This window comes from Actinophytocola oryzae (assembly GCF_004364325.1).
Classification (GTDB): Bacteria; Actinomycetota; Actinomycetes; order Mycobacteriales; family Pseudonocardiaceae; genus Actinophytocola; species Actinophytocola oryzae.
The window spans coordinates 209024-235707 of sequence record NZ_SOCP01000015.1 but is presented as its reverse complement, the minus strand read 5'-3'; the positions used below and the strand labels follow the sequence as shown (position 1 = coordinate 235707).

Below are 26684 nucleotides of genomic sequence, written 5' to 3'. Positions count from 1 at the left end.
CCGCCGATCAACAGGCACCGCGCCAGCTCCCGACCCTCCATCCGGTGGCGACCTCGTAGTTTTGTAGTACGTGGATGGCTTTGGCGAGGCGGCCGGTGCGGTGTGGGCTGACGCGGACTTTGTGCAGGATGCGCCAGTGCTTGAGCTGTGCGTTGGCGCGTTCACCTGGGCCGCGGAGCCGGGCGGGGCTCGGTTGGCGTCCTTCTGGGACTCGGGTTTGTTCTTGCCCTTGTACGGGGTGATCACGCGTTCCCGGGTCTGGTCGTAGCCGTGGTAGCCCTTGTCGCCGAGTGCGATGAGCCCGGCTTGTTCGAGGGCGGCCAAGACCTGCCAGATGCGGGCCGCGGCGGTGTCGTGGGTGCTGCCCGGCAGCTCACCGGACACCCACAGGATCGTCCCGTCCGGAGACGCGACGACCTGCAGGTTTACCCCATGGCGCTTGTGCTTGCCCGAGTAGAACGGGCGGTCGGCGGCGATCCGGTCGATCGGGATCAGCGTGCCGTCGATGACCACGTAGGCCATCCCGTCACGCTTGGCCTCGCGAAGCGAGGCCCGCAGCTTCGGCGCCCGCCTGGCGAGCAGTTCAACAGTCTCGTTCACATACCGCCAACACGTCGTGGTCGACACGCCGAACCCAGCCCCGACCTGGGCGAAGGGTTCACCTTTGCGCAGGTAGACCAGCACCAGCAGAGCCTGCTGGCCAGGGTCAAGCGCACGCCACACCGAACCGATCTCCCGGCGGTGAGCGCGGACCAGGCCGGACACGAACGTGAGGGTCCGATGTGACAACGGCAGCGCAGCACGGTAAAACAACAGCTGAAGCCCCTGGACACTTGGCAGAACGATCTTGGTCGAAAGCTCTGCTACCAGGGGCTTCGCCACGCCCAGGCCTCGACACGCCGGTGATCATCAACCTGTGATCAACGAGAAGCCCTACCAGACAACACATCCAGACCAGGATGAAAACGGCTCAATGTGAACCATGATCGTGGTCATTTGCGACGCGAACGTTCGACGCTTCCGGTGTAGCTCCAGAAGTCGCTCTTTGCGGGCCTCCAGTCGAGGTTTGAACAGCCATTCAATGCCGAGAGCAACCACCCCAGACGTCAAAGCTGCGATGAGAACAGTACTCACGACTGGATTCCTTTGGCTAGAGTCAGACGGGATATTATGTTGTCCTGGACTCAATCTTATCCAGCATTTTTAAGCAGGCTCGCGGTCATCACTGCTTCCGAAGCTTCTGTAACGTCGTCGAAGGAAACTTCACGATGGCCTGATGGGTTGCGAAGAACTGCGTAAGCACTGCGGAAAGAGCCATGGTGCCCTCGACTTCACCTGGTGGTGCGGTGGGGTCTGCAAGCGGTCCGCCTGGCCTGAACGCCTGCGTAATCATCGGAACGCCGATCATCTCGTCACCGCAGCAACACAGCTTCCTAACCCTTACTTCTACAGCCTTTAGTGCTACGAAGATAGCGTTCTCATATTCACCTAACAGTGCAGCAGACCCGACTTTTTCATAAGGACAATGTGGACCGCACGGTAGCCGCGCTGGTGGCATCTCAAGACGGAGCGGACCAGAAGCAAGCCGGGGGAGAGGTAGCGAAGAAGCGGTTGGCGGACGCCGAGGCACGGATACGCAAGTCCCAAGCGGCCATCGCGGCTGGCGTCGACCCGACCGCGCTCGTTGAGGTGATCAACGCGGCACAGGCCGAGCGGGTAGCGGCTCAAGCAGAGATCAACAACACGCCTGCGCCAGATCTGATGGACGCGGCCGAGGTCTATGAGCCACCCTGGGTTCGGTAGAGACTCGTTACTGGGGTCAGGCGAGCAGACTGATCAGGTCGCCCAGCTCGTACAGGGTCTCGAACTCGGTCGGTGGCCGATAGTCACAGGCCTTAGTGCGCAGATTTTCGCCGTTCACACGACGAAACCGAAGCTCAACAGCCAGCACCCTACCCAAGATCAGCGATCTTGAGCCGAAGTCAGGTAAGGTGACGGAATGGTCATGCGGGTGGCGGTTCCCGTGCTGCCGTGCGGAGATGTGCAGGCAGCGCGGTCGTACTTCACGGACGTGCTCGGATTCGACACCATATTCACCTGGGAGACCCCACCTAGCTACGCGGCCGTGATCCGCGACACCGCCGAGTTCCACCTGTACGCCGAAAGCAGCGTCGGCCCGGCCAGGGTGACGGTTGTCGTCGACGACGTCGATTCCTGCCACGACGAGCTGCGCGCCCGCGGCGCCGACATCGTCGAGCCACTGGCTGACCGGCCCTACGGGATGCGCGACTTCAACGTACGGACACCCGATGGGCACTTGTTGATCTTTAGCCAGCCGCTTACCGAGTACGGGTGACCATCAGCGGACCAGCCGGAAGAATGACCGGACCTCGTCGACGAACAACGCCGGCTGCTCGAACGCCGCGAAGTGGCCGCCCTTGCCGGGCTCGTTCCAGTACCGGATGTTCGGGAACCGGCGCTCCGCCCACCGCCGAGACGGGCGCTGCAGCTCCTTGGGGAAGACCGAACAGCCGGTGGGTACGGTCACCGGCGCGCCGGCCGACCCGGAGATCCATTCGTTGACCTGCCGGAGGCTTTCCCAGTACAGCCGGGCGGATGAGGCACCGGTGCCGGGCAGCCAGTAGAGCATCAGGTTGTCGAGCAGCTCATCCCGGGTAATAACCCGATGCAGGTCGCCACCGGAGTCGGTCCACGACCAGAACTTCTCGACGATCCAGGCGCAGAGGGCGGCCGGCGAGTCGACCAGCCCGTAGCCGACCGTCTGCGGCCGGGTCGACTGCTGCGCCGAGTATCCGGAGCCCCATTCGTCCGCCTCCCGCAGTGTCGCGAGCGCCGCCCGCTCGGCACCGGTGAGGTCGTCCAACGTGGCCGGATCGGGCGGTGCGAGCGGCGGCATGAGATGGATGCCGGCGACCGATCGGATTGCCGTTGACCGATGCTCGTGGCGATGCTGGTGCCCCAGTCGCTGCCCTGGGCGCCGAACCGCCGGTAGCCTAGCCGGGCCATCAGCTCGCACCACACATCGGATATCCGCTCGATCCCCCACCCCGGCGCGGCCGGCTTGTCGCTGAAGCCGTAACCGGGAAGCGATGGGCAGACCCCTAGAACCGGCCGCTTAGTGCGCAGATTTTCGCCGTTCACACGACGAAACCGCAGCTCAACAGCCAGCACCCTACCCAAGATCAGCGATCTTGAGCCAAGTCAGGTCTGATGACGACCGAGGCCGCCGAGCCCGTCGAGACCGAGTAGGTGTCGTTCGCCGACCTGCGTGTCGGTGACTCCGTGTACAGCGACAGCTAGAAGAAAGCCGGGGCGACTCGTCGAGATCGAGCCGCTGTTCAGGATGGTCATGCTCGAGGACAGCACGAGCGGGAGCCCGGGAGATCCTGCCACGATTCGCCAGTGACGCTGACCTCCGACACGGTCTCCACGACCAGGGTGGTCGATCGGCTACTTCCGGTCGCGCCGGTCGTTCGCGTAGGCGAAGTGGTAGTTGACCGCGCGACCAGACAGCCGCCGCGCACGTCCTGAGACCAGTGCCGATGCTCGGCCGACAAGGTCCACGCCATCCGGCACGACGTGCCGCGACGCCCTTTCCCCGCTAAGAACGAACCGTCCGGACTTCATCTCCCTCGCGCTGTCGACGTAGCTGCCGGCGGACACGATCATGGCGAAGTCGTCTACGCGGGAGGGTCGATGCGCAAGTGGCACGAGGGGTCAAAAATGGACCCGTTCGTGCGACCTGCCAAGTTTGGTGCGGGTGGGCTACTGGCTGCACTTGTGCTGGGCGCTAGCTGGTCGAAGTGTTTTTGAGGTTCGCTGTCCATCGCTGGATGGCGTCCGCGAGCGCGGCATCGTCAGCGTCGGCGCCGTCAGCGAAAAGAGTGAGTGACGTGATAACCCGGGGGATCGCGGGTTGCCCCAGGACACTGTCGTCTAGCTTGAAGCGGTGGATATCGCCGGCGCCGACTTCTTCGGATTTCGTCATGGTGCCGTCGGCGTTGCGTCGTCTGTCGCGGATTGTGTCGATCAGGCCGTATCGAGAGAGCATGCGGTGGGCTTCGAACCCTCGGTCGAGGTTGAACAGGCGGATTCGGTCTTCCTGTGCGAGGTATACGCCGTCTTCCGCATGGCGGCCTGGGAACGCTTGCGCCATTAACCGAAGCGTGAGATACGTGATGATCTCGTTGTCGGTGAGGGCATCTACCCAGTTGTTGAGAAAAAACTGCACCGGGATCGTGAGCATCTGACGTCTTGCCTTCCCGCTGCCGAGGGCAGGCGGCACGTGGTAAGTGACGCCGTCAGCGCCGCCGTTATTCGTACCTTCGTTCAGCACCGCGAAGTTTTCGTAACGACCATGAGTTCGCTCAGGCTTCAATTCGACGCGGCCACACTCGGCGAGTCGATCGAGAGCGCGCTTCACTTGCCGTTCTCGATTCGCCTTTGCGTTTCGCGCATGCGTTCGCTTCGACGTCTTGTCCACAGTTGGTAAGGCCGTGAACTCCACCCACGTTGGCAGAGTGGGATCCTCGCGGTAGCTGATAGGCAGCCGGGTACGTGCTCGACCGGATTTGGCGCGAATGGTGCCGACCTGCAGTTCAAACAGCGCGAGCAGAAGCACCTGGACGGCCGCGCTCTTCGAGGCGCTAATCGCCTGGATGCGCGTGCACTGGAGATGATTCTCGGTGCGACGTAGGAGAGCCGAGCGAACTGCGATCCACTCTGCGGGCTGACTCCTGGGACTCGGCTGCCAAACCACACGGCGGGCTGCCCGGGCCGTCTCGTCGACCCCCTCGTCGAGGAGACCCTGCAGGCGGACGATCCGCTTCGACAGGCGGTCGCGGGAAGTGCGACCTCCCTCACTTTCTGTAACCGACGATGAGGCCACCATGATCATCCAAGAAAGTTTCGACGTTTAGACTGACACCTATAGACCGCGCCTTGAGTACCTTGGCCTCATCGATCATCGCTCTTCGGCGCAGTCTACCGGTAAAAGCGAGGTATGTGACAACTGACCCTCTATCAACGCATCGTGGCTTTCAGCAGGCCGCAGGCGCCTGCGTGGGATGACACGTGAGGACGCAGGGGATGTTGATCTTCGGGTTCGCGATGGCGGCGTTCGTCGTGCTGGCTGCGGCGGCCGCAACCGGAGTCGCGCTGTTCCAGCCCGACCGGTACCGGCGCAGAGATGCTGTCAAGGTGCTTCGCATCGTGCTGGGCGCTGGCACAGCAGCCAGTGGCGCTGGCGCACTGTTGGTCAAGCTGCACGAGATGGGTGTGGTGTGAGCAACCCGGGCGACGACTGCGGGCGGGGGCCATTTTCGGCCCCCGCTGGCCGTTGCCAGCGCGATGAGGGCCTTGAATAAGGTGGTCCGATGAGTGAAGGCGAGCGTCGCCCGCGGTGGGGTTGGGTCGTGACCTGTTTCGTGCTCGGCGTGGTCCTCGTCGTGCTGGCTCTGTTCCTCGAAGATCGTTGGGCGTGGCAGGGGACCACGCCGTCCGTGCTGGTCAACGTCGGTACCACCCTCGGCCTTGCTGGGGTTCTAGTCTCAAGGTGAGGCGCCCCGAATTTTCCGGACAGCTTTCTTGCGGCTAGTTCATGCTGCGAGCTGTCGATTCAGGTACTCGGCGTGGACCTCTAGGGGGGTCTTGTACCCGAGCCCTGAGTGGAGACGTCGTCGATTATAGAACCCTTCGATGTAGTACACAATAGCCTGCCGAGCTTCGGCGCGTGTGGTGAATGTCATGTGATATATCCATTCGTTCTTCAAAGCACCAAAGAACGATTCGGCCATCGCATTGTCCCAACAGATCCCGGTTCGGCCGACGGAGTGGCGCATGTCCATGTCGGCGATCTTGGTGGCGAACTTGTAGGAGGTGTAGTTACCGGATTCAACTGGTGGTCGCAACACCAGCTTTATTGTTGTGAGAGTAGCAGTTCGTTCAGTGCTTCGGCTGGTGTCTTCCAGTTGAGTGTCTTGCGTGGTCTGCTGTTCAGTGCGGCAGCGACCGCTTCGATCTCCTCGTCGTCCCGCCGGGACAGGTCGGTGCCTTTGGGAAAGTACTGGCGTAGCAAGCCGTTGGTGTTCTCGTTCGTGCCGCGTTGCCAGGGGCTGTGTGGGTCGGCGAAGTAGACCGCGATGTCGGTGTCGATGGTGAATTGGGCGTGCTGAGCGAGTTCTTTGCCGCGGTCCCAGGTCAGCGATCGGCGCAACCATGCGGGCAGCACGCTCATTTGCTGCGCGATAGCGGCGCGCATCGCCTCGGCGCCGTAGCCGCCCAACGCCGGCCCGTTCTTCACTCGTGGTTCGATACCCCACCCCTGCTGGCGGGGCAGGTGAAGCAGCACGGTGAATCTGGTGGTGCGTTCGACGAGGGTGCCGATCGCGGATCGGTCGGTGCCGATGATCAGGTCTCCCTCCCAGTGCCCGGGCACGGCGCGATCCTCGACCTCGGCCGGGCGTTGGCTGATCATCACCTCCGGCGTGACGTGGCCGCCCGCGCGCTGCCGAGCGCGTGCTCGAGGCACACGCAGCGCACGCCCGGTCCGCAGACAGGCAACCAGTTCACGGTTGAGCCCACCACGGCTCTGGACATACAGCGCCTGGTAGATCGCTTCGTGGGAGATGCGCATGGATTCATCATCGGGGAAGTCCAGCCTCAGTCGCGCGGAGATCTGCTCGGGACTCCACGCCCTGGCCCAGCGGCGATCCTGCCGCCGTGGCTTGTTCCGCCCGTTCCACCGCGCCGTCACCGGCCCGGACACCGGCATTCCATCAGGATGACGCAGCTCGCCCGCAAGACGCTCCTGCACATACTCACGCAACCGCTCGTTCGCCACCAGCTTCGCCGTCTTCGGCCGCATAGCAACCAAATCTGCCTTCCACTGCGCGACCGAGGCCCGATACTCCAACTTCCCTCCACGAGTCGCAGCATTCCGACGAAGTTCCCGAGAAACAGTTGACGGGGCACGTCCCAACCGACGAGCGATGTCCCTCACTCCCACATCCCGGGCTCGCAGCACAGCGATCTCTTCACGCTCGGCAAACGACAAATAGCGACCCGTCACCGGTGTCAACATGAACGAAGGCATACCGCCACGCTGCCGGAACCATCGAGTGCCAGCCGCGGGCGACACGCCGACAGCGACCGCGGCGTCCTCGCTCGTGAGTCCCCTACCGACCTCCCGCCAGAACTCGCGCTCAACCTCCCGCCGCAACGCCGGCGCCCCCGGCGACTTCATCGGCGACCGCCCCGTCAACGCCTTCATCCACCCCGCTGGCCTACCCATCAACACCTCCATAATCGAGGTGTTGCGACGACCAGTTGAATCCGCCGTTCGAGCCGCGGTCGGAATGGAAGACGCATCCTGGCCGGAGGTCGATCGTGCCGGCCGCGGAATCGAGTGCGGCGGCGATGAGGGAGGTTTTATAGTGGTCGGCCATGGACCAGCCGATCACCATTTTCGAGTAGCAGTCGATCACCGTGGCCAGATACACCCAACCCTCCCCGGTGGGGATGTAGGTGATGTCGCCGACCAGCTTGGTGCCGGGTTCAGCGGCGGTGAAGTCCCGTTCCACGAGGTCTGGGATGCGGTGGGCCTGGTCGGGGTCGGTGGTGGTCGGCCGCCGCGGCCGCGGCTGGCAGGCCACCAGGTCCAGCTCACGCATCAGCTCCCGAACCAGTTCGTCGGACACTTGCTCGCCGGAGCGGGCGAGCACGGCATGGATCCGCCGGTAGCCGTAGGTGCCGTGGTTGGCCTGGAAGATCTCCGTGATCATCGCGGCGAGTCGTTCGCGTTGCTGGGTCGCCGGCGACGGCGGGCGGTCTTTCCACTCGTAGTAGCCCGAGGTGGACACGCCCAACCAGGCACACATCCTCACGATCGGGTAGGTGTCCTTCTTGCCGTCGATAAACGCGAACTTCGCGGTCACCGATACTCCTGGGCGAAGAAGGCCGCAGCTTTTCCCAGAAACTCGTTACGCATCTTGAGTTCCTGGTTCTCGCGCTCGAGTTCACGTAACCTGGCTCGATCGGAAACCGACAGCGGCTCCTCGTCGACCGGGTGCGCTCTACGATACTGGGCGACCCAGTTCCCCAACGTACCCGAGTTGATCCCCAACTCCCGAGCGACCTGCGCGGCCGGACGATTCCCCTCGATCACCATCTTGACCGCTTCATCCCGAAACTCGGGAGAGAACTTTCGACGTCGTTCCGACATTGATTATCCTCCATTCCAGACTGGATCTTATTAGATCCACTGTCCGGAAAGCGGGAGGCGCACCAGCCGGGCCGCTGTACTTCATGCTCATAGTTGCCATCTTCTCATTCTCTGCCCAATTCAAGAGACGGCGACACGACCTGGCAACTTTCAATCAATCGATTCAACAGTACCGCGCGTACCCATGGGGACACCCTTCGATGCTCGGTTCAGCGGGCCTTGGGGCGTTGAATGCCCACTCCCACCTCGCCCGCCGGCAGGGTACGCGGTCCTGCGTGAAGTACAGGACACCCGGAGTCAGGTAGGTGCCGCTGCCGACGGTGTCGACCAAGTCGATATGGTCAAACCGGCCGAATGGTCATGCAAAAGACAGGCAATTGCCAGCTACTTGTGATAGCGGGTAGCTTCGTCAGAGTGGGCGCGACAGTCGCGGCATCCTGATGGCGGGTGGAGTGTGTCGTGACGGAGTCTGTTGACGTGAGGTCCCGTTCGGTCCGGTGGGGAGCGTTGTCGCGGTCGGATCGTCGGTCTTTGGGCGGGATGTTCGGGTTCGTCCTGTTGTTGCATGTGGTGGGGTTCGGGGTGCTCGGCCTGTTGGTGATCCCGAAGCACTACGACCTGGGGAGTAGTGGGATCTTCGGGATCGGTGTCGGCATGTTGGCCTACACGTTGGGGATGCGGCACGCGTTCGACGCGGATCACATCGCGGCGGTGGACAACACCACGCGGAAGTTGATGGCCGACTCTCCGGCGCGGCGGCCGTTATCGGTGGGTTTCTGGTTCTCCCTAGGGCATTCGACGATCGTGTTCGGGCTGGCGTTCTTGCTGTCGGTGGGTGTGCGGGCCCTCGCCGGTCAGGTCGAGGACGAGGGCTCCGGGCTGCATTCGGTCACCGGGATCATCGGCGCGTCGGTGTCCGGGGTGTTCCTGTGGATTCTGGGTGTGCTGAATCTGGTGGTGTTGCTGGGGATCGTGCGGGTGTTCCGGCGGATGCGGTCGGGTGAGTTCGACGAGCGAGAGCTGGAGGAACAGCTGAACAAGCGTGGGTTCATGAACCGGATCCTCGGTGGACTCACGAAGTCGGTCACGAGGCCGTGGCACATCTACCCGATCGGTGTCCTGTTCGGACTGGGGTTCGACACCGCCACCGAGATCGGACTGCTGGTGCTAGCCGGGGGCGCGGCGGCGTTCAACCTGCCGTTCTACGCGATCCTGGTGTTGCCGGTCCTGTTCGCCGCCGGGATGTGCCTGCTGGACACCCTGGATGGGGTGTTCATGAACCTGGCGTACGGGTGGGCGTTCGCGAAGCCGGTGCGGAAGGTGTTCTACAACATCACGATCACCGCGTTGTCGGTCGCGGTCGCGTTGGTGATCGGGACGATCGAGCTGGTCGGTGTGCTCGTGGACCAGGCGAGGATTGACTCGGGGCCGTTGGTCGCGATTGCGGACATCCCGCTGGACTACGCCGGGTACGGCATCGTCGCGTTGTTCGTGGTCGCGTTGTTCGTGGTCGCGTGGTTGGTGGCGCTGGCGGTGTGGCGGTTCGGGCGTATCGAGGAGAAGTGGTCGGCCCGGCTCTCGGACGCCCCCGCGGCGGACTGAACATGGAAAGGTGAGATGCCCTCGCGACCGTGTCGCGAGGGCATCTCCGTTTCGGCAGGTCCGGTACTTTGTCGGAGCGCCAACCTGCCGAGCTCTTCAGGGTGATTTGTCCTCGTCGGACGTCCAGGTGTAGACGACCCGAGGGTCGCCGTTCTGGTTGCTGAACGACCCTCTGCGTTGCCAACCTGCGGACTCGTACAGTGCCGTGGCCGGGGCATCGGGGTGGGTGCACAACCACGCGGCAGGGTGCCCTTCTACATACTGCTCGATCAGCGACCTACCGATGCCGCGGCCACGGTGGGCGGGGTGCACCATCAGCTCGACCACCACGATCGCCGGCGCGACCAGGTCGCGCCGGACATGGGCAGGCACGTGGGAGACCAGCGTGTCGTGGAACGAGTCGCGCGGGAGTCGTGGCGGCGCGGGCCAGCCGTAGATGACCCCGGCTATCCCGTCGGTGGTTCGGACGACCAGTGCGGACATCCCGGGCTGAGCCAGGTGGTCGGCGAGTGCTGTGGCGTACGCACCGACCTGGGCGGGTGTCTCATGCCACGGCGGTTCGGTGAAGCACTGCCGATACACGTCGCACAACGCTGCTTCGAGGTCACGTAGCTCGGCGGGGCCGAGACGTTCTACCTGCACGGTTGTGGTCATCGAGTCGCTTCTCTCGAGTGGTCACTTGGCCGGTGCGTTGACGCCCAGGTGCCCGGCGCGGGCGGCGTCGAACCGGTGGGTGACGTCTGTCCAGTTGACCAGGTTCCACAGTTTCTGCACGTAGTCGGGGCGGACGTTGCGGTACTGGAGGTAGTAGGCGTGTTCCCAGGCGTCGAACACCAGGATCGGGGTGGTGTTCATGCCGACGTTGCCGTGGTGGTCGTAGAGCTGCTCGACCACGAGGCGCTGGGACAGCGGTTCCCACGCGAGCACGCCCCAGCCGGAGCCTTGCACGCTCGCGGTGGCGGTGGAGAGCTGCTTGCTGAACGCGTCGAACGAGCCGAAGTGCTCGTCGATGGCCGCCGCGAGCTCGCCGTCGGGGCGGTCGCCGCCGTCGGGGGAGAGGTTGTCCCAGAAGATCGTGTGCAGCACGTGTCCGGACAGGTTGAACGCGAACGTCTTCTCCAGGCCCACCAGTCCCGAGTAGTCACCGGCCTCACGAGTCTCGGACAGCCGTTCCAGCGTGTCGTTCGCGCCCTTCACGTACGCGGCGTGGTGCTTGCTGTGGTGGAGCTCCAGGATCTCCCCGGTGATCGCGGGCTCGAGCGCGCCGTAGTCGTAGGGCATGTCCGGGAGCACGTACTGAACGGTCATGGGCCGAACATACTCCCCCAGCTGCAAGTTATGTGCAACAGCCAGTTGGGTTCGATAGTGTCGAATCGGCGGTTCCGGGTCGTTGGGCTGGACGGCACAACCGGGGCTGAGCCGGATGCGGGCAGTGACGACAGGCGCGCCGGCCGGGTGTTAGAGTCAATCGTTTTGTCTGGTCTCTAACTCCATATTTGCTGCCTGTGATGGGGAAGCCGGTCGAAGTCCGGCACTGTCGCGCAACCGTGGGTCACCTTCACAGGTGACGAGTCGGGTTACCGGATCGGGCGGTTCTTGTCGTTACCACTGTCGCGAGGTGCAGGGGCGGACGTTCGGTGCGGGCACCGGTCTCTCCCTGGCACTGCAGGGGATGAGAGAGCGTGCAGCACACTGTTCACAGCCGGCTCGCGGTGATCGGCTTATCGGCCCTACTGCTCTTCGGGATATGCGCGGGACCGCCCGCAGTGGCGGAAGGCGCGCCGAGCAGGCCCGCGGCGAGGGCCAACTCGCAGTGGCTGGTCACACAGCTGAAGTCCGATGGCACGCTTGAGAACCCGCTTGGCGGTGCGCTGCCCGACCACGGGCTCATGATCGACGTCCTGTACGCCATGTACGCCTCCGGCGCTGGTGACCTCGCCGCGCCTATCGCCTCCTACCTCGAGCTGCACGCGACGGACTACTACACCTGGGACGGACTGGTCCCAGGCCAGGGGTTCGACCAGATCATCGTGGGTGGCGCCACAGCGAAGATCCTCGTGGCCGCCGAGGTTGCCGGGAGGGACCCGAGGAACTTCGGCGGGCACGACATGGTCGCCGAGACCCAGGGCACCATCAAGCGAGCGGGACCGGACAAGGGCCGGGTCAGCGACTACGCGAAGAACCCGGACATGGCGGACTTCGTCAGCAACAATGCCAACATGTTCGGGCAGGCCCTCGGGGTGATCGGCCTGGCAGGGGCGGGGGTGAACGACCAGTTCGCGATCGACACCATGCTGACCCAGCAGTGTTCCGAGGGCTACTTCCGGATCTTCTTCGGCTACGTCCCCACCACCGAGACCGGCGACCACGTCACCCCCAACGGCTACAAGGTCTCGACCTGCGACGAGGGCAAGGCGTTCGACCAGTCGTCACCGGACGGCGACAGCACCGGGTTCGCGCTGTCCGCGCTGCTCGCCGCCCGCAGGGCCGGAGCCCAGGGGCTCGACGAGCCGATCGGCCGCGCGGTCGCCTGGCTCACGGCCAACCAGACCGCCGATGGCGGCTGGGGCGGCGGTGTGGGGACCGAGGTGGCCAACACCAACAGCACCGGCCTGATCGTGCAGGCACTCGCCGACGCGGGTGGCGCGCAGGCCGCGGTCGACTGCGGTGTCGCCTTCCTCCAATCCGCGCAGGCCACGACCGCGGCCGACGCGACCACCAGCCTCGCTGACCACATCGGCGCCATCGCCTACAACCCCGAGTCCTACCGGGCAGCCCAGACCGGCGGTATCACCGGCATCGACACCTGGATCCGCGCCAGCGCCCAGGCCTCACTCGGCCTCTCGCAGGTCGGCTTCTACGACCTCACCCAGGGCAACCTCCCCGAGGACGACCCGCCACCCGGCGACAACCCGCCGCCAGGACCGGGCGGCACCACCCCACCGCCGCAGGCCGGGCCGACGCCGCAGGTCAGCAAGAAAGCGGGTCAGCCGGCGCCACCCAAGAAGAAGAGCAACACCCAGACGGTGCGACCGGCGACCACCACATCGGCGCCGGCCGATGACACACCGCCCGGCAGGCTCGGGGCATACCTGGCCGGCACGCTCGTCGATGGTGACCACGTCGAGGTCACCGAGGACGACACGACCTACGTCGACTACGACGCCACCGCCGACCTCGTCCTGGCGTTGCGGACGCTCGATGAGCAACCCGACGCGGTGGACCGCGCGTCCCGGTTCCTCCTGAACCCGGACTCGGTCAAGGCCTACGCGCACGGCGTCCCGTACGAGACGAAGCCAGCCGCCTACGCACAGCCGCTGGCGAAGCTCCTGGTGATCGCCGAGTTCCTCCGCGCCGACGGAGACGCACCCGAGGACATCGACGAGACCGTCGATATGTTGCGCCGCGATCTGGCGAAGCTCGGCAAGGACGGCCGGTTCGTCGACACCGGCGAGTTCGGCGACGCCGACGACTCGACGGCCCGGCTGGCGTGGGCGACCCTCGGCACGATCGCGGGATCCGGGGAGGCGGACCGGTCGATCGACACGCTGGTCGCCCACCAGTGCGACGACGGCACGTTCCCGGTCAGCCTGGACAAGGTGGACTGCGAGACCGGCGATGTCACCGCCACGGCCGCTGTGGTGGAGGCGTTGAACGGCCGGCGCCAGGTGACCCAGCCGACCACGGGTGTCCACGACGCACGCGGCATCGACGACCCGCGCTCCGCCGCGCCGAACAATGTCGTGCCGAAGAGCTGGTCGGACAGTCGAGCCGCCGCGCTCGTCCGCACGGCCGCTGCCCTCAACGACGCGACGGACACCGACGGCCTCGTGCTGGACAAGCGTGGCACCCCCGACCTCCCAGCCAGCGCCGCTGTCGCGGCTGGGCGCCAGGCTGCCGGGCTCGACTCGAGCGGGACCGCCCGGTCGATGGCCGCACTGCTGCTCGACGACGGCGGTTTCGCGGCGAAGGACGATGAGGACAGCGACCTGGCGACAAGCATCGCCGCGGCGCCGGGAATCGCCGGCCGCTCGTGGCTGAGCGCTGAACTGGCCCCGGTTACCGCCGCCGTGCGTCTCCCGCTCGCCAGCGAGCACAAGAACACGGACAAGAACGCGGACACCGGCGGGGTGGCGCGGCTCGGCTCGCACGAGGTCACGCCATGGAAGGCCGCCGCGTTCCTCAGCCTCCTGGCGGCCATCGCGATCGGGTTCGGTGCTCGGTATTTCTTCAACCGTCACAGGACTAACAAGGGGGAATCCTCCACATGAGACGGACATCGACTGTCCTGGCCGGTCTCGCGTTACTCGCGGGGATGGCCGTGACCGCACCGACGACAGCGGGTGCGATCGATCCGACCAAGGGCTACTCCGGGATCTGCACGGGCGCCGACGCACTGACCGGGGTCACGGTGGTGATCGACTTCCAGGAGCTGGACGGCAACGGCGGCACGGCGGCGCCGACGATCACGCGGTGCTCGCCGAACGCCAGCCCCGGCACCGCACGCACAGGGATCAAGGCGTTGCAGGACGCGGGGATCGCGGTGACCGGAGTCGTCCAGTGGGGCCTGGGTTTCGTGTGCCGACTGGAGTACCGTCCCTCGTCGACCGAATCGATCCCGCGTACGAGCAACCCGACCTACAAGGAGGCGTGCGTGGTCACGCCGCCTGCCGAGGCGTACTGGTCGTACTGGAACGCCGACGGGTCGGGCAACACCTGGACCTACAGCAGCTTCGGCGCGCTCAACCGGAACGTGATCCCGGGAGGGTTCGAGGGCTGGTCGTTCTCGCTGAACAGGACCGCGACCGGCAACCCGCCGCCGGAGGTGACCCCGAGCAACCCGGCCGTCGGGCCGAACACGCCGACCGTGAGCGTGTCGGTCAACGACCTGGATCGCAAGATCACCCTCGGGCAGACTACGTCACTGTCGTGGACGTCGACGAACGCGACCAGCGTCACCGCATCCTCGGTGTCCCCCGCCTCGGGTGGTGGTAGCTGGTCCGGGTCGCTGGCGGTACCGGGCGGCACGCAGAACATCACGCCGGCCGCGACCGGCACGTACACGTACACGATCAGCGCGACCGGCACCGGCGGCACCGTGTTCTCGACGGCGACCCTGACCGTCCAGTGAGGCGGTTCGTTCCTGGGATAGCCGTGATCGGGCTGGTGATCGCCGCCAGCCCGGTCGGGGTGGCCGGCGCGATCGATCAGTCCAAGGGCTATCCCGGGTACTGCAAGGACAACACGGGCGTCACGGTCGTGGTCGACTTCCAACAGCTGGGCGGCAGCACGATCGTGCGGTGCAACCCACAGTCCACGCGAGGCACCGGATTGGACGCGCTCAAGGGCGCGGGTTTCCAGATCGACGGCGTCGTGCGGTGGGGTGAGGGCTTCATCTGCCGCATCGAGAACCGACCGTCCGCCGTCGAGGAACTCCCGGTGACGGGGGACGAGGGCTACCAGGAGGCCTGCCGCGACACCCCACCAGCCGCTGCCTACTGGTCCTACTGGCACGCGGGCAACAACTGTCAGTGGGACTACAGCCAGTGGGGAGTGAAGAACCGCGACTTCATCCCCGGCGGGTTCGAGGGCTGGGCGTTCTCGCTCAACGCCACTGCGGACAGCAACCCCAAGCCACGCGTCGCCGCCGTCCGACCAGGTACCACGGACGAGCCGTGTGAGGCACCCGACGAACCGAAGCCGTCGACCAACGACCCCAACGAGCGTCAGCAGCCCGCGGGGCAGGGCCAGCGGCCCGACCCGACTCCGGGTGGCGACAACGGCACCAGCACGACGACACCCGGCGCCGACGGGACGGAGGGCAGTGGCGGGAAGACGTTGCCGCCACCGAAACCCCGCCCGACCAAGCCGACCGCGGACAACCCGGCCAACAATGTCGCGTTCACCGGCGGCGAGCGCGCCAAGGACGTCAACGAGGTGCTCAAGGAGCAGTCCGGCGCGAGTGACTGGGCACCGTGGGCCGCGGGTGGGGCTATCGTCCTATTCGGACTCGCGGGATGGCTGACGGCCCGGCGGCGTCGACGGTCCACGTGATGCGCGGCTACTTCCTGCCCCGTGACATGCACCCGGCGGCGTGGTGGGTGTGGGCACTGGGGCTGGCGGTGGCGGCGAGCCGCACCACGAACCCGTGGCTGCTGCTGACAATCCTCGCCGTCGCCTGCTACGTGGTGGTCGCGCGACGGGCGGATGCGCCATGGGCCATGGCGTTCCGGCTCTACCTGTGGCTGGGTGGGGTGATCGTGGTGTTCCGGGTGTTCTTCCGGTTCGTGTTCGGTGGCGGGGAAGGGGAGACGATTCTGCTGCGGCTGCCGGAGATCCCGCTGCCAAAGTGGGCGGCGGGCATCCGGGTGTTGGGTGACGTGTCGGCCGAGTCGTTGCTGGGCGGGTTCTACGACGGGCTGCGGCTCGCGACCATGGTCGTCTGCCTCGGCGCGGCCAATGCCCTCGCCAACCCGAAACGCCTGCTGAAGGCGATGCCGCCCGCGCTGTACGAGATCGGCACCGCCGTGATCGTCGCCATGTCGGTGTTCCCGCAGCTCGCGGAGAGCGTCCTGCGGGTGCGCCGCGCACGGAAGCTGCGTGGCGGCACGGGAAAACGGTTCCACGCCCTGCACGCGATCATCATCCCCGTCCTGGAAGACGCCCTGGACCGGTCGCTGCAACTGGCGGCCTCGATGGACTCCCGCGGCTATGGCCGGGCCGGGAAGGTGGCCGTCCGGGCACGGCTCGTCACCGGCACACTGATGGTCGTCGGGCTGCTGGGTGTGTGCGTCGGCATCTACGCCACACTGGACGGTTCCACACCACGGTTCCTCGCCGCGCCCGTTCTCGTCGCCGGAATGCTGTTGGCATTGATGGGTTTCCGGTTCGCCGGCAGACGGGTCCACCGCACCCGCTACCGACCGGACCGCTGGCACGCACCGGAGATCGTCGTCGCCGCGAGCGGGATCGCCGTCGCCGTGATGCTGTTCGTGACCTCCAGCGTGAACCCGACGAACCTCAACCCTTCGCTCATCCACCTGTCCTGGCCGCTGTTGGCGTGGCCGCCCCTGGCCGGCGTGCTGCTGGGCGCGGCGCCGGCGTTCCTGACCCCGACACCCGAACCGGTGCCCGCATGATCGAACTCGACCACGTCTCCTTCTGGTACCAGGGCCACGAGCTGCCGGTGCTCGCCGACCTCTCGCTCACCATCGGCGAAGGGGAACTGGTGCTGCTCGCCGGCCGGACCGGTGCGGGGAAGTCGACGCTGCTGGGCACGATCAACGGGCTGGTGCCGCACTTCACCGGCGGCCACCTCGAAGGCACGGTCGCCGTCAACGGCATCACCACCCGATCCCGCCCGCCCCGCGAGTTCGCCCACCTCGTCGGCGTCGTCGGCCAGGACCCGCTGGCCGGGTTCGTGACCGACACCGTCGAGGAAGAACTCGCCTACGGCATGGAACAGCTTGGCCTCTCGCCGCAGGTGATGCGCCGCCGCGTGGAGGAAACCCTGGACCTGCTGGGCATCGCCGAACTGCGGCGGCGTGCCCTGCGCACGTTGTCCGGCGGGCAGCAGCAACGCGTGGCGATCGGGTCGGTGCTCACCACGCACCCGAAGGTCCTCGTGCTCGACGAGCCGACCTCCGCGCTCGACCCGACCGCCGCGGAGGACGTGCTGGCCACGCTCGCCCGGCTGGTGGGAGACCTGGGCACGACGGTGATCATGGCTGAGCACCGCATGGAACGGGTCGTCCCCTTCGCCGACCGGATGCTGTTCGTGCCCGGCGACGGCTCTGTCGTGGACGGCACGCCACCGGACGTGCTGCGAGACATGCCGATCGCGCCACCCATCGTCGCGCTGGGCCGGCTCGCGGGCTGGGACCCGCTGCCGATGTCGGTCCGCGACGCCCGCCGCCACGCCGGCACACTCCGCGCCACACTCGCCCCACCACCCCAACGCTCGACGGCGACCCGCGGCACAGCTCCGGCGCTCACCGGAGCCGGGATCATCGTCCGCTACGGACCCACGGTCGCGGTGCGCGCGGTCGACCTCGACCTGCACGGCGGCACTGTCCTCGCCATCATGGGCCGCAACGGGTCCGGCAAGTCCTCGCTCCTGTGGGCGATGCAGGGTTCCGGACCACGGCAGGGCGGCACGGTGACCGTCGACGGCACCGACCCGAAGGACCTCGCCAGCGCCAAGGCCCGCGCGCTCGTCGGGCTCGTGCCGCAGACCGCGAGTGACCTGCTCTACCTGGAGACCGTCGCCGAGGAGTGTGTCGCGGCGGACCGTGAATCGGGCTCGGACCCCGGTACCTGCCGGGCGCTGCTGGACCGGCTCGCCCCTGGCATCGACCCGGACAAACACCCACGTGACCTGTCCGAGGGACAGCGGCTCGCACTGGTGCTGGCGGTCCAACTCTCGGCGGCACCGACGGTGATGCTGCTCGACGAACCCACCCGAGGCCTCGACTACACCGCGAAAGCCTCACTGGCACGCATGATCGAGGGACTCGCCAAAGAAGGCCGTGCGGTGGTCGTGGCCACCCACGACGTCGAGTTCGTCGCCACCGTCGCCGACCGGGTGATCGTCATGGCCGAAGGGGAGTTCGTCGCCGACGGACCCGCCGCCGAGGTGCTCGGCGGCTCTCCGGCGTTCGCCACCCAGGTCGCCAAGATCCTCGGCGAGGGCTGGCTCACCGTCGACGACGTCCGCGCCGCGCTCCCGGAGGCCGTGCGATGACCGCGCTCAGCAACGACTTCCTCGCCGCCGACCCGGCGCGACGGCGGCAGTGGGGGAGAGCCGACCAGGCCGTCCGCGTCGGCCCCCGTTCGGCGATCGTGCTCACCCTCGCATCGCTCGCCGGGCTGATGATGTTCGTGTGGCCGCTGCTGGTCCGGGTCGAGCCGCAGTCCATGCAACACGGACCGGACGCGCCGTTCGTTTTCATCGGCATCCTGCCGGTCCTGATCGTGGTGGTGCTGGCGGAGCTGTCCGAAGGCGGGATGGACTCCAAGGCCCTGGCCATGTTGGGTGTCCTGTCCGCGATCAACGCCGCACTGCGACCGCTCGGCGCGGGCACGGCCGGGATCGAGACGGTGTTCTTCATGCTCGTGCTCGCGGGACGCGTATTCGGCGCCGGGTTCGGATTCGTCCTCGGCTGCACATCCCTGTTCGCCTCGGCCTTGTTGACCGCTGGGGTCGGGCCGTGGCTGCCGTTCCAGATGCTGTCCTCTGCCTGGATCGGCATGGGCGCCGGCCTTCTTCCCCGTCGTGTCAAGGGGAAAGCCGAGATCGCGATGCTCGTCGGCTACGGCATCCTCGTCTCGTATGTGTTCGGGTTCCTGATGAACCTGTGGTTCTGGCCGTTCATCACCGGCGCCGAGGTGCCCTACTACGACGGCCACATCTCCTACGTGCCAGGCGATCCAGTGCTGGAGAACCTGCACCGGTTCGCCATCTTCACCCTCCTCACGTCGACAGCGGGCTGGGACACTGGGCGGGCGATCACGAACACGGTCGCGATCATCGTCATCGGACCCGCGGTTCTCGCGACACTCCGGCGTGCGGCACGCAAGGCCTCCTACGGCACCGTTCCCACGTTCACCGACGTGGCACGCACCCACCGGGACTAACCATGGGCAGACGCCCCGAACCACGCAGGACAGTGCTCGGCGGCGTTCCGGTCGTCATCCTGCGGGAACGCGACTACGAGCAACTCGACGCCCACCGCCGGCAGATCGGCGCACGCACCGCGCAACTGCACAACCTGCGCCAACAGCTGACGGACGCGGCCACACTGTTCGACGCAGTCGAGGCGGCCGTGACCAGACTGCCGGAATGCGCGGAAGAATGCGCCGACGACCCGTGTGCGCGGCACACCCTGCAGGCACTGCTGGCCGGCCGGCACGAGTTCCTCGGTCAGCCAGGCCACCGAACCTGACCCCATCAGCTCCGCAGGAACTCCTCGCGTGGGCGGTCGTTCTCGCCGGAACGGCTCGTGAGCACGGCGTGGTCGACCTCGGTGGCCATCGCCTCGTCCAGCGTGGCCGGCAGGCCGAGGTCCAGCACCCTCTTGGCGAGGCTCGTGGCGACGTGTGGCCGCGCCGCGATCTGATCGGCGACCTCGAGCGCGACGTCCTCGTGCCGGCCTGCCGCCGCGACTCGGTTCACCAGACCCAACTCGGCAGCTCGGGTGGCGCTGATCTTCTCACCAAGCACCAGCAGTTCCTTCGCGCGGTAAGGGCCCACCAGCTTTGGCAGCAGAGCGGAGATCCCGCCGGTTACCGACAATCCCACCCCGACTTCGGGAAATCCGAAGTGGCTGTCCTCGGCAGCGACGACCAGGTCACATGCCAGGGCGAACTCGCACCCGGCGCCCAAGGCATAGCCGTGCACTGCGGCGATGGCAATGCCGGGGAAGTCGCGGAGCGCGCGGGTGACGTCCTGGAGTCGTTCGACCCGGCGGCGCGTGTCGAGCATTGATTCGACGGGCACTGATTCCTTCAGGTCGTGCCCGGCGCAGAACGCGCGCCCCCTGCCGGCGAGTACCAAGGCCGCTGCCTTGTCGTCGTGCGCGCGCCGCAGGCAGCCGAGCAGGTTCTCGGTCAGCTCAGTGGTCACGGCGTTGAGCCGCTCGGGGCGGTTGAGGTGCAGGCGGGCAATGCCATCCCGCAGGTCGTAGTCGACGGTCACGCTGTCCTCCCCTGATCAGGTCATGATCGGATCGGGACGCTACACGGGGGCTCTAGCGTCGGGCGGTAGGCTCAGGGTGCCGACGGTTCGTCCGTGCTCTTTCGAGGGAGCGGATGAGGCAAGAGGGAACCCGGTGTGAGTCCGGGACTGCCCCGCAGCGGTGAGTGGGAACGAAAGCCGTCAACGAAGCACTGGGCCTCGACGGGTCTGGGAAGCGGCGGCCGGTAGGCGCGAGCGTTGTGCCCACGAGTCCGAAGACCTGCCGTTGGTGCGCGTACCGCAGGTGCGCGTGGTCCGGAGCCCCGTGGGAGGGCCACGGCCGCGACTGGTTCGCGTCGGCTTCTCCCGCGTGTCTTCGTGCCTTCGGCATGCTCGCGAGGAGAGAGCTTGTGACCATCGGTACCACTGTGCTCGGCTACCCCAGGATCGGCCCGCGCCGTGAGTTGAAGCGCGCCGTCGAACGCTACTGGGCAGCCAAGATTGATGCTCCTGACCTGCAGGAGGTGGCGCGCGACCTGCGTGCCAGGACCTGGACCGAGCTGCGTGACGCCGGCCTGGACTCCATTCCGTCGAACACGTTCTCCTTCTACGACCACGTGTTGGACACCGCGGAGCTGTTCGGCGCCATCCCGCGGCGGTTCCACGACCTCGACCTGTCCCCGTTGAACACCTACCTCGCCGCGGCGCGTGGCCGGGACAGCGCTCCGGCGCTGGAGATGACGAAGTGGTTCGACACCAACTACCACTACCTCGTGCCGGAACTCGGCCCCGACACGAGCTTGCGGCTCGCGGGTGACAAGCCGGTCGTCGAGTACCACGAGGCCCGGGAGCTGGGCATTGAGACGCGGCCGGTGCTGCTGGGGCCGGTGACGTTCCTGCTGCTGTCCAAGCCGGATCAGAACGGGTTCGACCCGCTGGACCTGCTCGACGACCTGCTGGCCGCGTACGCGGAGCTGCTGGGCCGCCTGCACGCGGAGGGCGCGGAGTGGGTGCAGCTCGACGAGCCGGCATTCGCCGCTGACCGTACGGATGCCGAACTGGCGGCACTGGGCCGTGCCTATGACCTGCTGGGCGCGGTACCGGAGCGGCCGAAGCTCCTGGTCACGGGCTACTACGGCGACCTCGGCTCCGCACTGGAGATACTGGCCACCACCCCGGTCGAGGCGATCGCGCTCGACCTGGTGTCCGCCTCGTACGACACCGTACCGGCGCTCCGTGAGAAGACAGTCGTCGCCGGTGTGGTAGACGGCCGGAACGTGTGGCGCACGGACCTGCGTGCGGCACTGGCCAAGGCCGCGGCACTGATCGGCTCGGCCGGCGAAGTGGCGGTGTCGACATCCTCGACCCTGCTGCACGTGCCCTACGACCTGGACGTGGAGACACGCCTCGAGCCGGAGGTGCGTGCGCGCCTGGCGTTCGCGCGGCAGAAGGTCGCCGAGGTCGTCCGACTCGGCGCCGCGCTGAACAAGGGTGTGGACGGCGCCTGGGCCGATGGCGCGGCAGAGGAGTTGCCCGCGCCCCTGCACAACGACGAGGTCCGGGCCAGAGTGGCGGCGCTGACCGAAGCCGACCGGGTCCGGCCGTTGTACGCCGACCGCGCGGCGGCGCAACAGCGCAGGCTGAACCTGCCCCCGCTCGCGACCACAACCATCGGCTCGTTCCCCCAGACGACCGAGATCCGTACGGCTCGTGCTGAGTTGCGCAATGAGACTCTCGATGAGGGTGGCTATCTCAAGCGGATGCGGGACGAGATCGCCCGGGTGATCGCGTTGCAGGAGGAGATCGGGCTGGACGTGCTGGTGCACGGCGAGCCGGAGCGCAACGACATGGTGCAGTACTTCGCGGATTTCCTCGACGGGTTCGCGTCGACCGAGTTCGCGTGGGTGCAGTCCTACGGCTCGCGGTGCGTGCGGCCGCCGATCATCCACGGCGACGTGTCCCGCCCGAAGCCGATGACCGTCGACTGGGCCTCCTATGCGCAGAGCCTGTCGGTCAAACCGGTCAAAGGCATGCTGACCGGCCCGGTCACGATCCTGGCGTGGTCGTTCGTCCGCGACGACCAGCCCCTCGCCGACACCGCCGCACAGGTCGCGCTGGCGTTGCGGGACGAGATCGCCGACCTCGAGGCTGCCGGGATCAGCATCGTCCAGGTCGACGAACCCGCACTCCGGGAACTGCTGCCGCTGCGGACGGTCGACCAGGCGTCCTATCTCGAATGGTCGGTGGGCGCGTTTCGGCTGGCCACCGCTGGTGCGGTGCCGTCCACCCAGATTCACACACACCTGTGCTACTCGGAGTTCGGCGAGGTGATCAACGCGATCGACGACCTGGACGCCGACGTCACCACCATCGAGGCCGCCCGGTCCAAGATGGAAATTCTGACCGACCTGAGGACGTCCGGCTTCGGTCGCGGTGTCGGTCCAGGCGTGTACGACATCCACTCGCCGCGAGTGCCCGGCGAGGACGAGGTCACCTCGCTGCTCACGGCAGCTGTCGACGCGGTGCCGGCTGCCCGATTGTGGGTCAACCCCGACTGCGGCCTCAAGACGCGTGGCTATGCCGAGGTCGAGCCCGCGCTGCGCAACCTCGTCGCGGCGGCGCGCCGGGTCCGGGCCACGCTGCCATGACCGGTGGGACGGGCGTGGATGACCTCGGCAGTGTGGTCACCCACGCCGCCCAGCGATGGCCCTACCGCATCGCCTGGACCTTTCCCGGCGTTGAGCGGCTCACCTTCACCGAGATCGAGCAGCGCACCGCCGGCTACGCGCACGCCCTGCGGCGCCGCGGCGTCCAGACGGGGGATCGGGTCGCGTTGATGCTGCGCAACCGCCCGGAGTTCTTCCTGCTCTGGCTGGGGCTGGCACGGCTCGGCGCGACTACGGTGCCGATGAACGTCAAGTACCGCACGGCGGACGCCAGCCACGTGCTCGTCCACTCGGATGCCGTGCTGGCAATCACGGAGCCGGACCTCCGTTCCGCCCTAACCGAAGTGGCGACCGTGCCGTCCTCGACGTGGAATCGCTCCGCCCGATACTGGGGCTGACTCTGCGGCCGGTCGAACCGGACACGCCTGTGAACGTCCAGTACACCTCCGGTACCACCGGCCTGCCCAAAGGATGCGTGCTGCCTCACACCTACTGGACGCGTCTCGCCGGCAGCCTCATCACCGAGTTCCCCCGGCTTACCCATAAGGACATCCTGCTGACAGCGCAACCGTGCCACTACGTCGATCCACAGTGGAACATCGTGGCCGGACTGCTGTCTGGCGCTGAGGTCGTCGTGCTCGACGGCTTCCACCCAACGACGTTCTGGAACGCGGTTCGCGAGCACAATGTCACCTACTTCTACTGCCTTGGCGCCATGCCAGGCCTGCTGCTCAAACAACCACGCGACGCCCGCGACCGTGACCATGTAGTGAGGCTCGTGCAGTGCTCCGGTATCCCACCCGCACTGCACGCCGAGCTGGAGCACCGGTGGGGCGTGCCGTGGCACGAGGCATTCGGAATGACCGAGACCGGCGCGGACCTGCGTGTCACCGACGCCGACCACGACGAGCTGGTCGGCACCGGCTGTGTCGGCGGCCCCCTGCCCGACCGTGAGGTTCGTGTGGTCGACGGAGAGTTGCGGTTACGCGGGCCGGGCATGATGTCCGGCTACCACGCCGTCGACAACCCGTTCGACGACGGCTGGTTCCGCACCGGTGATCTCGCCCGTCTCGACCAGGCCGGCCGGGTCTACCTGGTGGGCCGGCTCAAGGACATGATCCGGCGCAGCGGAGAGAACGTCGCCGCCCGCGAGGTCGAGGACGTGCTGCTCACCCACCCGGACGTGCGACTCGTCGCCGTCACCTCCGTGCCGGACGACCTGCGTGGTGAGGAGGTCAAGGCACACGTCGTCGGCATCAGGGACCCGGACGCGCTCGCCGCCTACTGCCTTGAACGTCTCGCGCCGTTCAAGGTGCCCCGCTACTGGGAGTTCCGCGACGACCTGCCCCGCACGCCGTCCGAGCGGGTGGCCAAACACCAGCTCAACGAACAGACCGCGGCCACCTACGACCGGGTCAACGGAAGGTGGTCGGCATGACCGGCCTGGTCCCGGCGTCCGCCCTCGACCGGGACCAGGCCGCCCGCACACGGACGGTGTACGAGGAGGCGTTCCCACGACAGTTGCGGACGCCGTTCGAACAGCTCACCGATCATCGGCCGGACGAACGTCTCCTGACACTCCTCGACGGTGGCGTGCCGGTCGGCATCGCGTTCATCCGCGAGCTGGGAACAACCGGGACGGTGTTCCTGCGGTACTTCGCTGTCGACAGATCCCGTCGGGGTCAGGGTGTCGGCACCCGGCTGTGGCACGCACTGTGCGCGGAACTGGCCGGCTTCGCCCTGCTCTACCTGGACATCGAGGACCCCGAAGAGTCAGGCATCGACGAGGTGGAACGAACCGTACGGCAGTGGCGCGTCACGTTCTATGCCCGACTCGGCGCCATCGTGCTTCCCGTCCGCAACTACACGCCACCCCACGGCGCGCAGCGTCACCCGATGCTGCTCCTCGCCGCGGATCTGCGCGCCGAAGTGCCCGGCCCGCTACGCCCCGGCGGCCTCGCGCACGCCGTCCGCTCGGTCTACGAATACCGTTATGGAATAACGGAAAATGACCCACTGGTAGTCACGACATTGACGCGCAGTGGACTGCGATGACGCACTCGGCTGTTCGGGCGATTGACGTGACCAGCCGCATACGCACAGAATTGTGCGGTTTCCCCAACTGAATACGCTTGGCAGCGGGGGAAGTCCGGTGTGAAGCCGGCGCTGACCCGCAAAGGTATACCGCATCACGCGGTGAGCCCTGATACCCGGTGCCGGGCGCGAGATTCTCCACTTCCCGTCGCGGTTCGCGGGCCGGAGCAGAGGCCGGGCCGGGTGCTGCCCGCCTTTCCGGTGCTGCGTCCCGGAAAGGCTTCACATGAGATTACGTCTCGTCGCGACGGCCGTCGCCTTCCTGTCGGCTGTCGCACTCGTCGTCCCGGCTGGTGCGGTCGCCGCGCCCCGGGCGGCCGAGAAGGCCGATGCCGCGGCCGGGTGGCTGGCACGGCAGATGACCGATGGTGACCACTTCGAGGTCGACTTCGGCGGTGTCTTCTTTCCTGACGCGGGTTTGACCATCGACGGCATCTTCGCGTTCGCCGGCACCAAGTCGGCCGACACGAACGGCGCGGCCGCGATCGCGTGGCTCGCCGAGCCGGCGAACCTGTCCGGCTACATCGGTGACGGCACGACCGAGGCCTACGCTGGCGCCACCGCCAAGTCGTCCCTGGCCGCGCAGGTCCGTGGACTGAACCCGGCGAACTTCGGTGGGGTGGATCTACCAACTCGGTTGCGTGGCCTGCTGACGCCGTCGGGGCGGTTCTCGGACCGGTCGGCGTTCGGTGACTTCAGCAACGCGTTCACCCAGTCGCTGGCGATCATCACACTACGGCGGACCTCAGGCGGGGCGCCGGCATCCGCGGTGAGTTTCCTCGCCGGCACGCAGTGCCCGGACGGTGGCTTCCCGATCGCCTTCGGGGTCACACCGTGTGCCAGTGACACCGACGCCACCGCGATGGCCATGCAAGCGCTGCTCGCTACGGGCCGAATCGTCAAGGCCGAGCAGGGCTTGTCGTGGTTGGCGAGCAAGCAACAGGCGAACGGTGGGATCTCAGCCATCGACGGCAACACGTCGGTCGCGCCGAACACGAACACCACCGGCCTGGCCGGTCAGGCGTTCCGTGCCGGCGGGCGACTGGGCGCGGCGCAGAAGGCGAAGAACTTCGTCCTGAGCCTGCAGCTCGGGTGCGCCGCCGCGGTCGAGGACCGGGGCGCGATCGCCTACGACACCACGGGATTCGACCCGAACACGGCGGTGCGTGCCACCGCACAGGCCGTGCTCGCGCTCGGCGCACCGCCGCTCGCGCGGCTGTCCTCCTCGGGATCGGTGCCGCAGGCGCCGGAACTGGCCTGTCCGTAAAGGAATGGCGCCGGGGCGTGAAAACCCCGGCGCCACCGGCCGATCAGAAGTTTCGTCGAGATTGACCGTGCCGGTTACGGGAGACGCGGCCGTTCGAAGAAAGTTGGACAGCGCCTGCACGTTCCGGAACTGCACCTC

The 26684-nt window shown here is 66.8% G+C and carries 26 protein-coding genes, 2 pseudogenes and 2 riboswitches; of the genes and pseudogenes, 17 read left to right on the top strand and 11 right to left on the bottom strand.

The window, feature by feature from the left end:
* Window positions 1-7 precede the first annotated feature (7 nt).
* A pseudogene (locus CLV71_RS33880) lies at window positions 8-816 on the bottom strand (transposase family protein).
* A 678-nt stretch (window positions 817-1494) separates the two neighbouring features.
* Between CLV71_RS33880 and CLV71_RS33875 the strand changes: the two are divergent.
* Window positions 1495-1803: a hypothetical protein gene (locus CLV71_RS33875; RefSeq protein ID WP_133906958.1), complete on the top strand. Its 309-nt coding sequence runs from the start codon at window positions 1495-1497 to the stop codon at window positions 1801-1803.
* Window positions 1804-1819: 16 nt separating this feature from the next.
* Here CLV71_RS33875 and CLV71_RS50220 read toward each other — a convergent pair whose 3' ends face one another.
* On the bottom strand, window positions 1820-1951 hold the full coding sequence (locus CLV71_RS50220; protein WP_279588771.1) for a hypothetical protein: 132 nt from the start codon (window positions 1949-1951) through the stop codon (window positions 1820-1822).
* A 48-nt stretch (window positions 1952-1999) separates the two neighbouring features.
* Here CLV71_RS50220 and CLV71_RS33870 point away from each other — a divergent pair, with 48 nt between their 5' ends.
* Window positions 2000-2356, top strand: coding sequence for a VOC family protein (locus CLV71_RS33870; RefSeq protein ID WP_133906957.1), 357 nt, complete (start codon window positions 2000-2002; stop codon window positions 2354-2356).
* A 3-nt stretch (window positions 2357-2359) separates the two neighbouring features.
* On the opposite strand, the gene CLV71_RS33865 is transcribed toward CLV71_RS33870, so the two are convergent.
* Both CLV71_RS33865 and CLV71_RS33860 read right to left on the bottom strand, forming a co-directional pair.
* Window positions 2360-2917, bottom strand: coding sequence for an alpha/beta fold hydrolase (locus tag CLV71_RS33865; protein WP_133906956.1), 558 nt, complete (start codon window positions 2915-2917; stop codon window positions 2360-2362).
* A gap of 894 nt (window positions 2918-3811) precedes the next feature.
* Complete coding sequence (locus tag CLV71_RS33860; protein WP_133906955.1) at window positions 3812-4918, bottom strand: hypothetical protein; 1107 nt, start codon at window positions 4916-4918, stop codon at window positions 3812-3814.
* Window positions 4919-5109: 191 nt separating this feature from the next.
* On the opposite strand from CLV71_RS33860, the gene CLV71_RS33855 reads away from it, so the two are divergent.
* Window positions 5110-5307 carry a hypothetical protein gene (locus CLV71_RS33855; RefSeq protein ID WP_133906954.1) on the top strand — a complete coding sequence of 66 codons (198 nt, stop codon included), beginning with the start codon at window positions 5110-5112 and terminating at the stop codon, window positions 5305-5307.
* 89 nt (window positions 5308-5396) lie between these two features.
* Window positions 5397-5579: a hypothetical protein gene (locus CLV71_RS33850; RefSeq protein ID WP_133906953.1), complete on the top strand. Its 183-nt coding sequence runs from the start codon at window positions 5397-5399 to the stop codon at window positions 5577-5579.
* 39 nt (window positions 5580-5618) lie between these two features.
* On the opposite strand, the gene CLV71_RS33845 is transcribed toward CLV71_RS33850, so the two are convergent.
* From CLV71_RS33845 to CLV71_RS33830, 4 genes and pseudogenes are all read right to left on the bottom strand, one after another.
* The gene (locus CLV71_RS33845; protein ID WP_166664369.1) at window positions 5619-5933 is read right to left on the bottom strand and encodes an integrase core domain-containing protein; all 315 of its coding nucleotides are present in this window, start codon (window positions 5931-5933) and stop codon (window positions 5619-5621) included.
* Window positions 5914-7291, bottom strand: a pseudogene (locus tag CLV71_RS33840) (IS30 family transposase). The gene CLV71_RS33845 and the pseudogene CLV71_RS33840 overlap by 20 nt, the downstream one beginning before the upstream one ends.
* 13 nt (window positions 7292-7304) lie before the next feature.
* Complete coding sequence (locus tag CLV71_RS33835; RefSeq protein ID WP_133906951.1) at window positions 7305-7955, bottom strand: IS3 family transposase; 651 nt, start codon at window positions 7953-7955, stop codon at window positions 7305-7307.
* Window positions 7952-8242, bottom strand: a complete 291-nt coding sequence (locus CLV71_RS33830; protein WP_133906950.1) for a transposase — start codon at window positions 8240-8242, stop codon at window positions 7952-7954. The genes CLV71_RS33835 and CLV71_RS33830 overlap by 4 nt, the downstream gene beginning before the upstream one ends.
* A gap of 507 nt (window positions 8243-8749) precedes the next feature.
* Between CLV71_RS33830 and nicT the strand changes: the two genes are divergently transcribed.
* Entirely contained in the window at window positions 8750-9844 is a 1095-nt protein-coding gene (nicT, locus tag CLV71_RS33825) for a Nickel transporter NicT (protein ID WP_481734690.1), read from the top strand.
* Window positions 9845-9940: 96 nt separating this feature from the next.
* Here nicT and CLV71_RS33820 read toward each other — a convergent pair whose 3' ends face one another.
* Together CLV71_RS33820 and CLV71_RS33815 are read right to left on the bottom strand one after the other, a co-directional pair.
* Window positions 9941-10498, bottom strand: a complete 558-nt coding sequence (locus CLV71_RS33820; protein ID WP_133906948.1) for a GNAT family N-acetyltransferase — start codon at window positions 10496-10498, stop codon at window positions 9941-9943.
* Between the two features lie 21 nt (window positions 10499-10519).
* Entirely contained in the window at window positions 10520-11152 is a 633-nt protein-coding gene (locus CLV71_RS33815) for a superoxide dismutase (protein ID WP_133906947.1), read from the bottom strand.
* Between the two features lie 458 nt (window positions 11153-11610).
* Here CLV71_RS33815 and CLV71_RS33810 point away from each other — a divergent pair, with 458 nt between their 5' ends.
* Genes CLV71_RS33810 through CLV71_RS33780 form a run of 7 tightly spaced genes read left to right on the top strand, consistent with a single transcriptional unit; the run spans window position 11611 to window position 19788 of the window.
* Window positions 11611-14115 (top strand): hypothetical protein, encoded by a 2505-nt coding sequence (locus CLV71_RS33810; protein ID WP_133906946.1) that lies wholly within the window; start codon window positions 11611-11613, stop codon window positions 14113-14115.
* The gene (locus CLV71_RS33805) at window positions 14112-14975 is read left to right on the top strand and encodes an ABC transporter substrate-binding protein (protein WP_243866930.1); all 864 of its coding nucleotides are present in this window, start codon (window positions 14112-14114) and stop codon (window positions 14973-14975) included. The genes CLV71_RS33810 and CLV71_RS33805 overlap by 4 nt, the downstream gene beginning before the upstream one ends.
* 23 nt (window positions 14976-14998) lie before the next feature.
* Window positions 14999-15898 (top strand): ABC transporter substrate-binding protein, encoded by a 900-nt coding sequence (locus tag CLV71_RS33800; protein WP_243866928.1) that lies wholly within the window; start codon window positions 14999-15001, stop codon window positions 15896-15898.
* Entirely contained in the window at window positions 15898-16983 is a 1086-nt protein-coding gene (locus CLV71_RS33795) for an energy-coupling factor transporter transmembrane component T (protein WP_133906981.1), read from the top strand. The genes CLV71_RS33800 and CLV71_RS33795 overlap by 1 nt, the downstream gene beginning before the upstream one ends.
* The gene (locus CLV71_RS33790; protein ID WP_133906944.1) at window positions 16980-18587 is read left to right on the top strand and encodes an ABC transporter ATP-binding protein; all 1608 of its coding nucleotides are present in this window, start codon (window positions 16980-16982) and stop codon (window positions 18585-18587) included. The genes CLV71_RS33795 and CLV71_RS33790 overlap by 4 nt, the downstream gene beginning before the upstream one ends.
* Entirely contained in the window at window positions 18584-19480 is an 897-nt protein-coding gene (locus CLV71_RS33785; protein ID WP_243866926.1) for an ECF transporter S component family protein, read from the top strand. Before CLV71_RS33790 ends, CLV71_RS33785 begins: the two co-directional genes overlap by 4 nt.
* 2 nt (window positions 19481-19482) lie before the next feature.
* Window positions 19483-19788: a hypothetical protein gene (locus CLV71_RS33780; protein ID WP_133906943.1), complete on the top strand. Its 306-nt coding sequence runs from the start codon at window positions 19483-19485 to the stop codon at window positions 19786-19788.
* 5 nt (window positions 19789-19793) lie between these two features.
* Here CLV71_RS33780 and CLV71_RS33775 read toward each other — a convergent pair whose 3' ends face one another.
* The gene (locus CLV71_RS33775) at window positions 19794-20540 is read right to left on the bottom strand and encodes an enoyl-CoA hydratase/isomerase family protein (protein WP_133906942.1); all 747 of its coding nucleotides are present in this window, start codon (window positions 20538-20540) and stop codon (window positions 19794-19796) included.
* A gap of 66 nt (window positions 20541-20606) precedes the next feature.
* A riboswitch (cobalamin riboswitch) is annotated at window positions 20607-20821 on the top strand.
* Window positions 20822-20908: 87 nt separating this feature from the next.
* Between CLV71_RS33775 and metE the strand changes: the two genes are divergently transcribed.
* The 5 genes from metE to CLV71_RS33755 all read left to right on the top strand — a co-directional run bounded on the left by metE (window position 20909) and on the right by CLV71_RS33755 (window position 26546).
* A complete protein-coding gene (gene metE, locus CLV71_RS33770; protein ID WP_133906941.1) occupies window positions 20909-23167 on the top strand; it encodes a 5-methyltetrahydropteroyltriglutamate--homocysteine S-methyltransferase in 2259 nt (752 codons plus the stop codon).
* Window positions 23164-23583 (top strand): AMP-binding protein, encoded by a 420-nt coding sequence (locus CLV71_RS50495; protein WP_341771693.1) that lies wholly within the window; start codon window positions 23164-23166, stop codon window positions 23581-23583. The genes metE and CLV71_RS50495 overlap by 4 nt, the downstream gene beginning before the upstream one ends.
* A complete protein-coding gene (locus CLV71_RS33765) occupies window positions 23553-24623 on the top strand; it encodes an AMP-binding protein (RefSeq protein ID WP_341771692.1) in 1071 nt (356 codons plus the stop codon). Before CLV71_RS50495 ends, CLV71_RS33765 begins: the two co-directional genes overlap by 31 nt.
* Window positions 24620-25240: a GNAT family N-acetyltransferase gene (locus CLV71_RS33760; protein ID WP_133906940.1), complete on the top strand. Its 621-nt coding sequence runs from the start codon at window positions 24620-24622 to the stop codon at window positions 25238-25240. The genes CLV71_RS33765 and CLV71_RS33760 overlap by 4 nt, the downstream gene beginning before the upstream one ends.
* A 42-nt stretch (window positions 25241-25282) precedes the next feature.
* Window positions 25283-25416: riboswitch (cobalamin riboswitch) on the top strand.
* Between the two features lie 89 nt (window positions 25417-25505).
* Window positions 25506-26546, top strand: a complete 1041-nt coding sequence (locus CLV71_RS33755) for a prenyltransferase/squalene oxidase repeat-containing protein (protein ID WP_133906939.1) — start codon at window positions 25506-25508, stop codon at window positions 26544-26546.
* Window positions 26547-26684: the final 138 nt, after the last annotated feature.

What these genes read in the sequence shown, in the direction of transcription:
- CLV71_RS33870 (WP_133906957.1), top strand. Translation starts at nt 2,000, where the DNA reads ATGGTCATGCGGGTGGCGGTTCCCGTGCTGCCGTGCGGAGATGTGCAG.
- CLV71_RS33865 (WP_133906956.1), bottom strand. Translation starts at nt 2,917, where the DNA reads ATGCCGCCGCTCGCACCGCCCGATCCGGCCACGTTGGACGACCTCACC.
- CLV71_RS33860 (WP_133906955.1), bottom strand. Translation starts at nt 4,918, where the DNA reads ATGATCATGGTGGCCTCATCGTCGGTTACAGAAAGTGAGGGAGGTCGC.
- CLV71_RS33855 (WP_133906954.1), top strand. Translation starts at nt 5,110, where the DNA reads ATGTTGATCTTCGGGTTCGCGATGGCGGCGTTCGTCGTGCTGGCTGCG.
- CLV71_RS33850 (WP_133906953.1), top strand. Translation starts at nt 5,397, where the DNA reads ATGAGTGAAGGCGAGCGTCGCCCGCGGTGGGGTTGGGTCGTGACCTGT.
- CLV71_RS33830 (WP_133906950.1), bottom strand. Translation starts at nt 8,242, where the DNA reads ATGTCGGAACGACGTCGAAAGTTCTCTCCCGAGTTTCGGGATGAAGCG.
- CLV71_RS33820 (WP_133906948.1), bottom strand. Translation starts at nt 10,498, where the DNA reads ATGACCACAACCGTGCAGGTAGAACGTCTCGGCCCCGCCGAGCTACGT.
- CLV71_RS33815 (WP_133906947.1), bottom strand. Translation starts at nt 11,152, where the DNA reads ATGACCGTTCAGTACGTGCTCCCGGACATGCCCTACGACTACGGCGCG.
- CLV71_RS33805 (WP_243866930.1), top strand. Translation starts at nt 14,112, where the DNA reads ATGAGACGGACATCGACTGTCCTGGCCGGTCTCGCGTTACTCGCGGGG.
- CLV71_RS33795 (WP_133906981.1), top strand. Translation starts at nt 15,898, where the DNA reads ATGCGCGGCTACTTCCTGCCCCGTGACATGCACCCGGCGGCGTGGTGG.
- CLV71_RS33790 (WP_133906944.1), top strand. Translation starts at nt 16,980, where the DNA reads ATGATCGAACTCGACCACGTCTCCTTCTGGTACCAGGGCCACGAGCTG.
- CLV71_RS33785 (WP_243866926.1), top strand. Translation starts at nt 18,584, where the DNA reads ATGACCGCGCTCAGCAACGACTTCCTCGCCGCCGACCCGGCGCGACGG.
- CLV71_RS33780 (WP_133906943.1), top strand. Translation starts at nt 19,483, where the DNA reads ATGGGCAGACGCCCCGAACCACGCAGGACAGTGCTCGGCGGCGTTCCG.
- metE (WP_133906941.1), top strand. Translation starts at nt 20,909, where the DNA reads ATGCTCGCGAGGAGAGAGCTTGTGACCATCGGTACCACTGTGCTCGGC.
- CLV71_RS50495 (WP_341771693.1), top strand. Translation starts at nt 23,164, where the DNA reads ATGACCGGTGGGACGGGCGTGGATGACCTCGGCAGTGTGGTCACCCAC.
- CLV71_RS33760 (WP_133906940.1), top strand. Translation starts at nt 24,620, where the DNA reads ATGACCGGCCTGGTCCCGGCGTCCGCCCTCGACCGGGACCAGGCCGCC.
- CLV71_RS33755 (WP_133906939.1), top strand. Translation starts at nt 25,506, where the DNA reads ATGAGATTACGTCTCGTCGCGACGGCCGTCGCCTTCCTGTCGGCTGTC.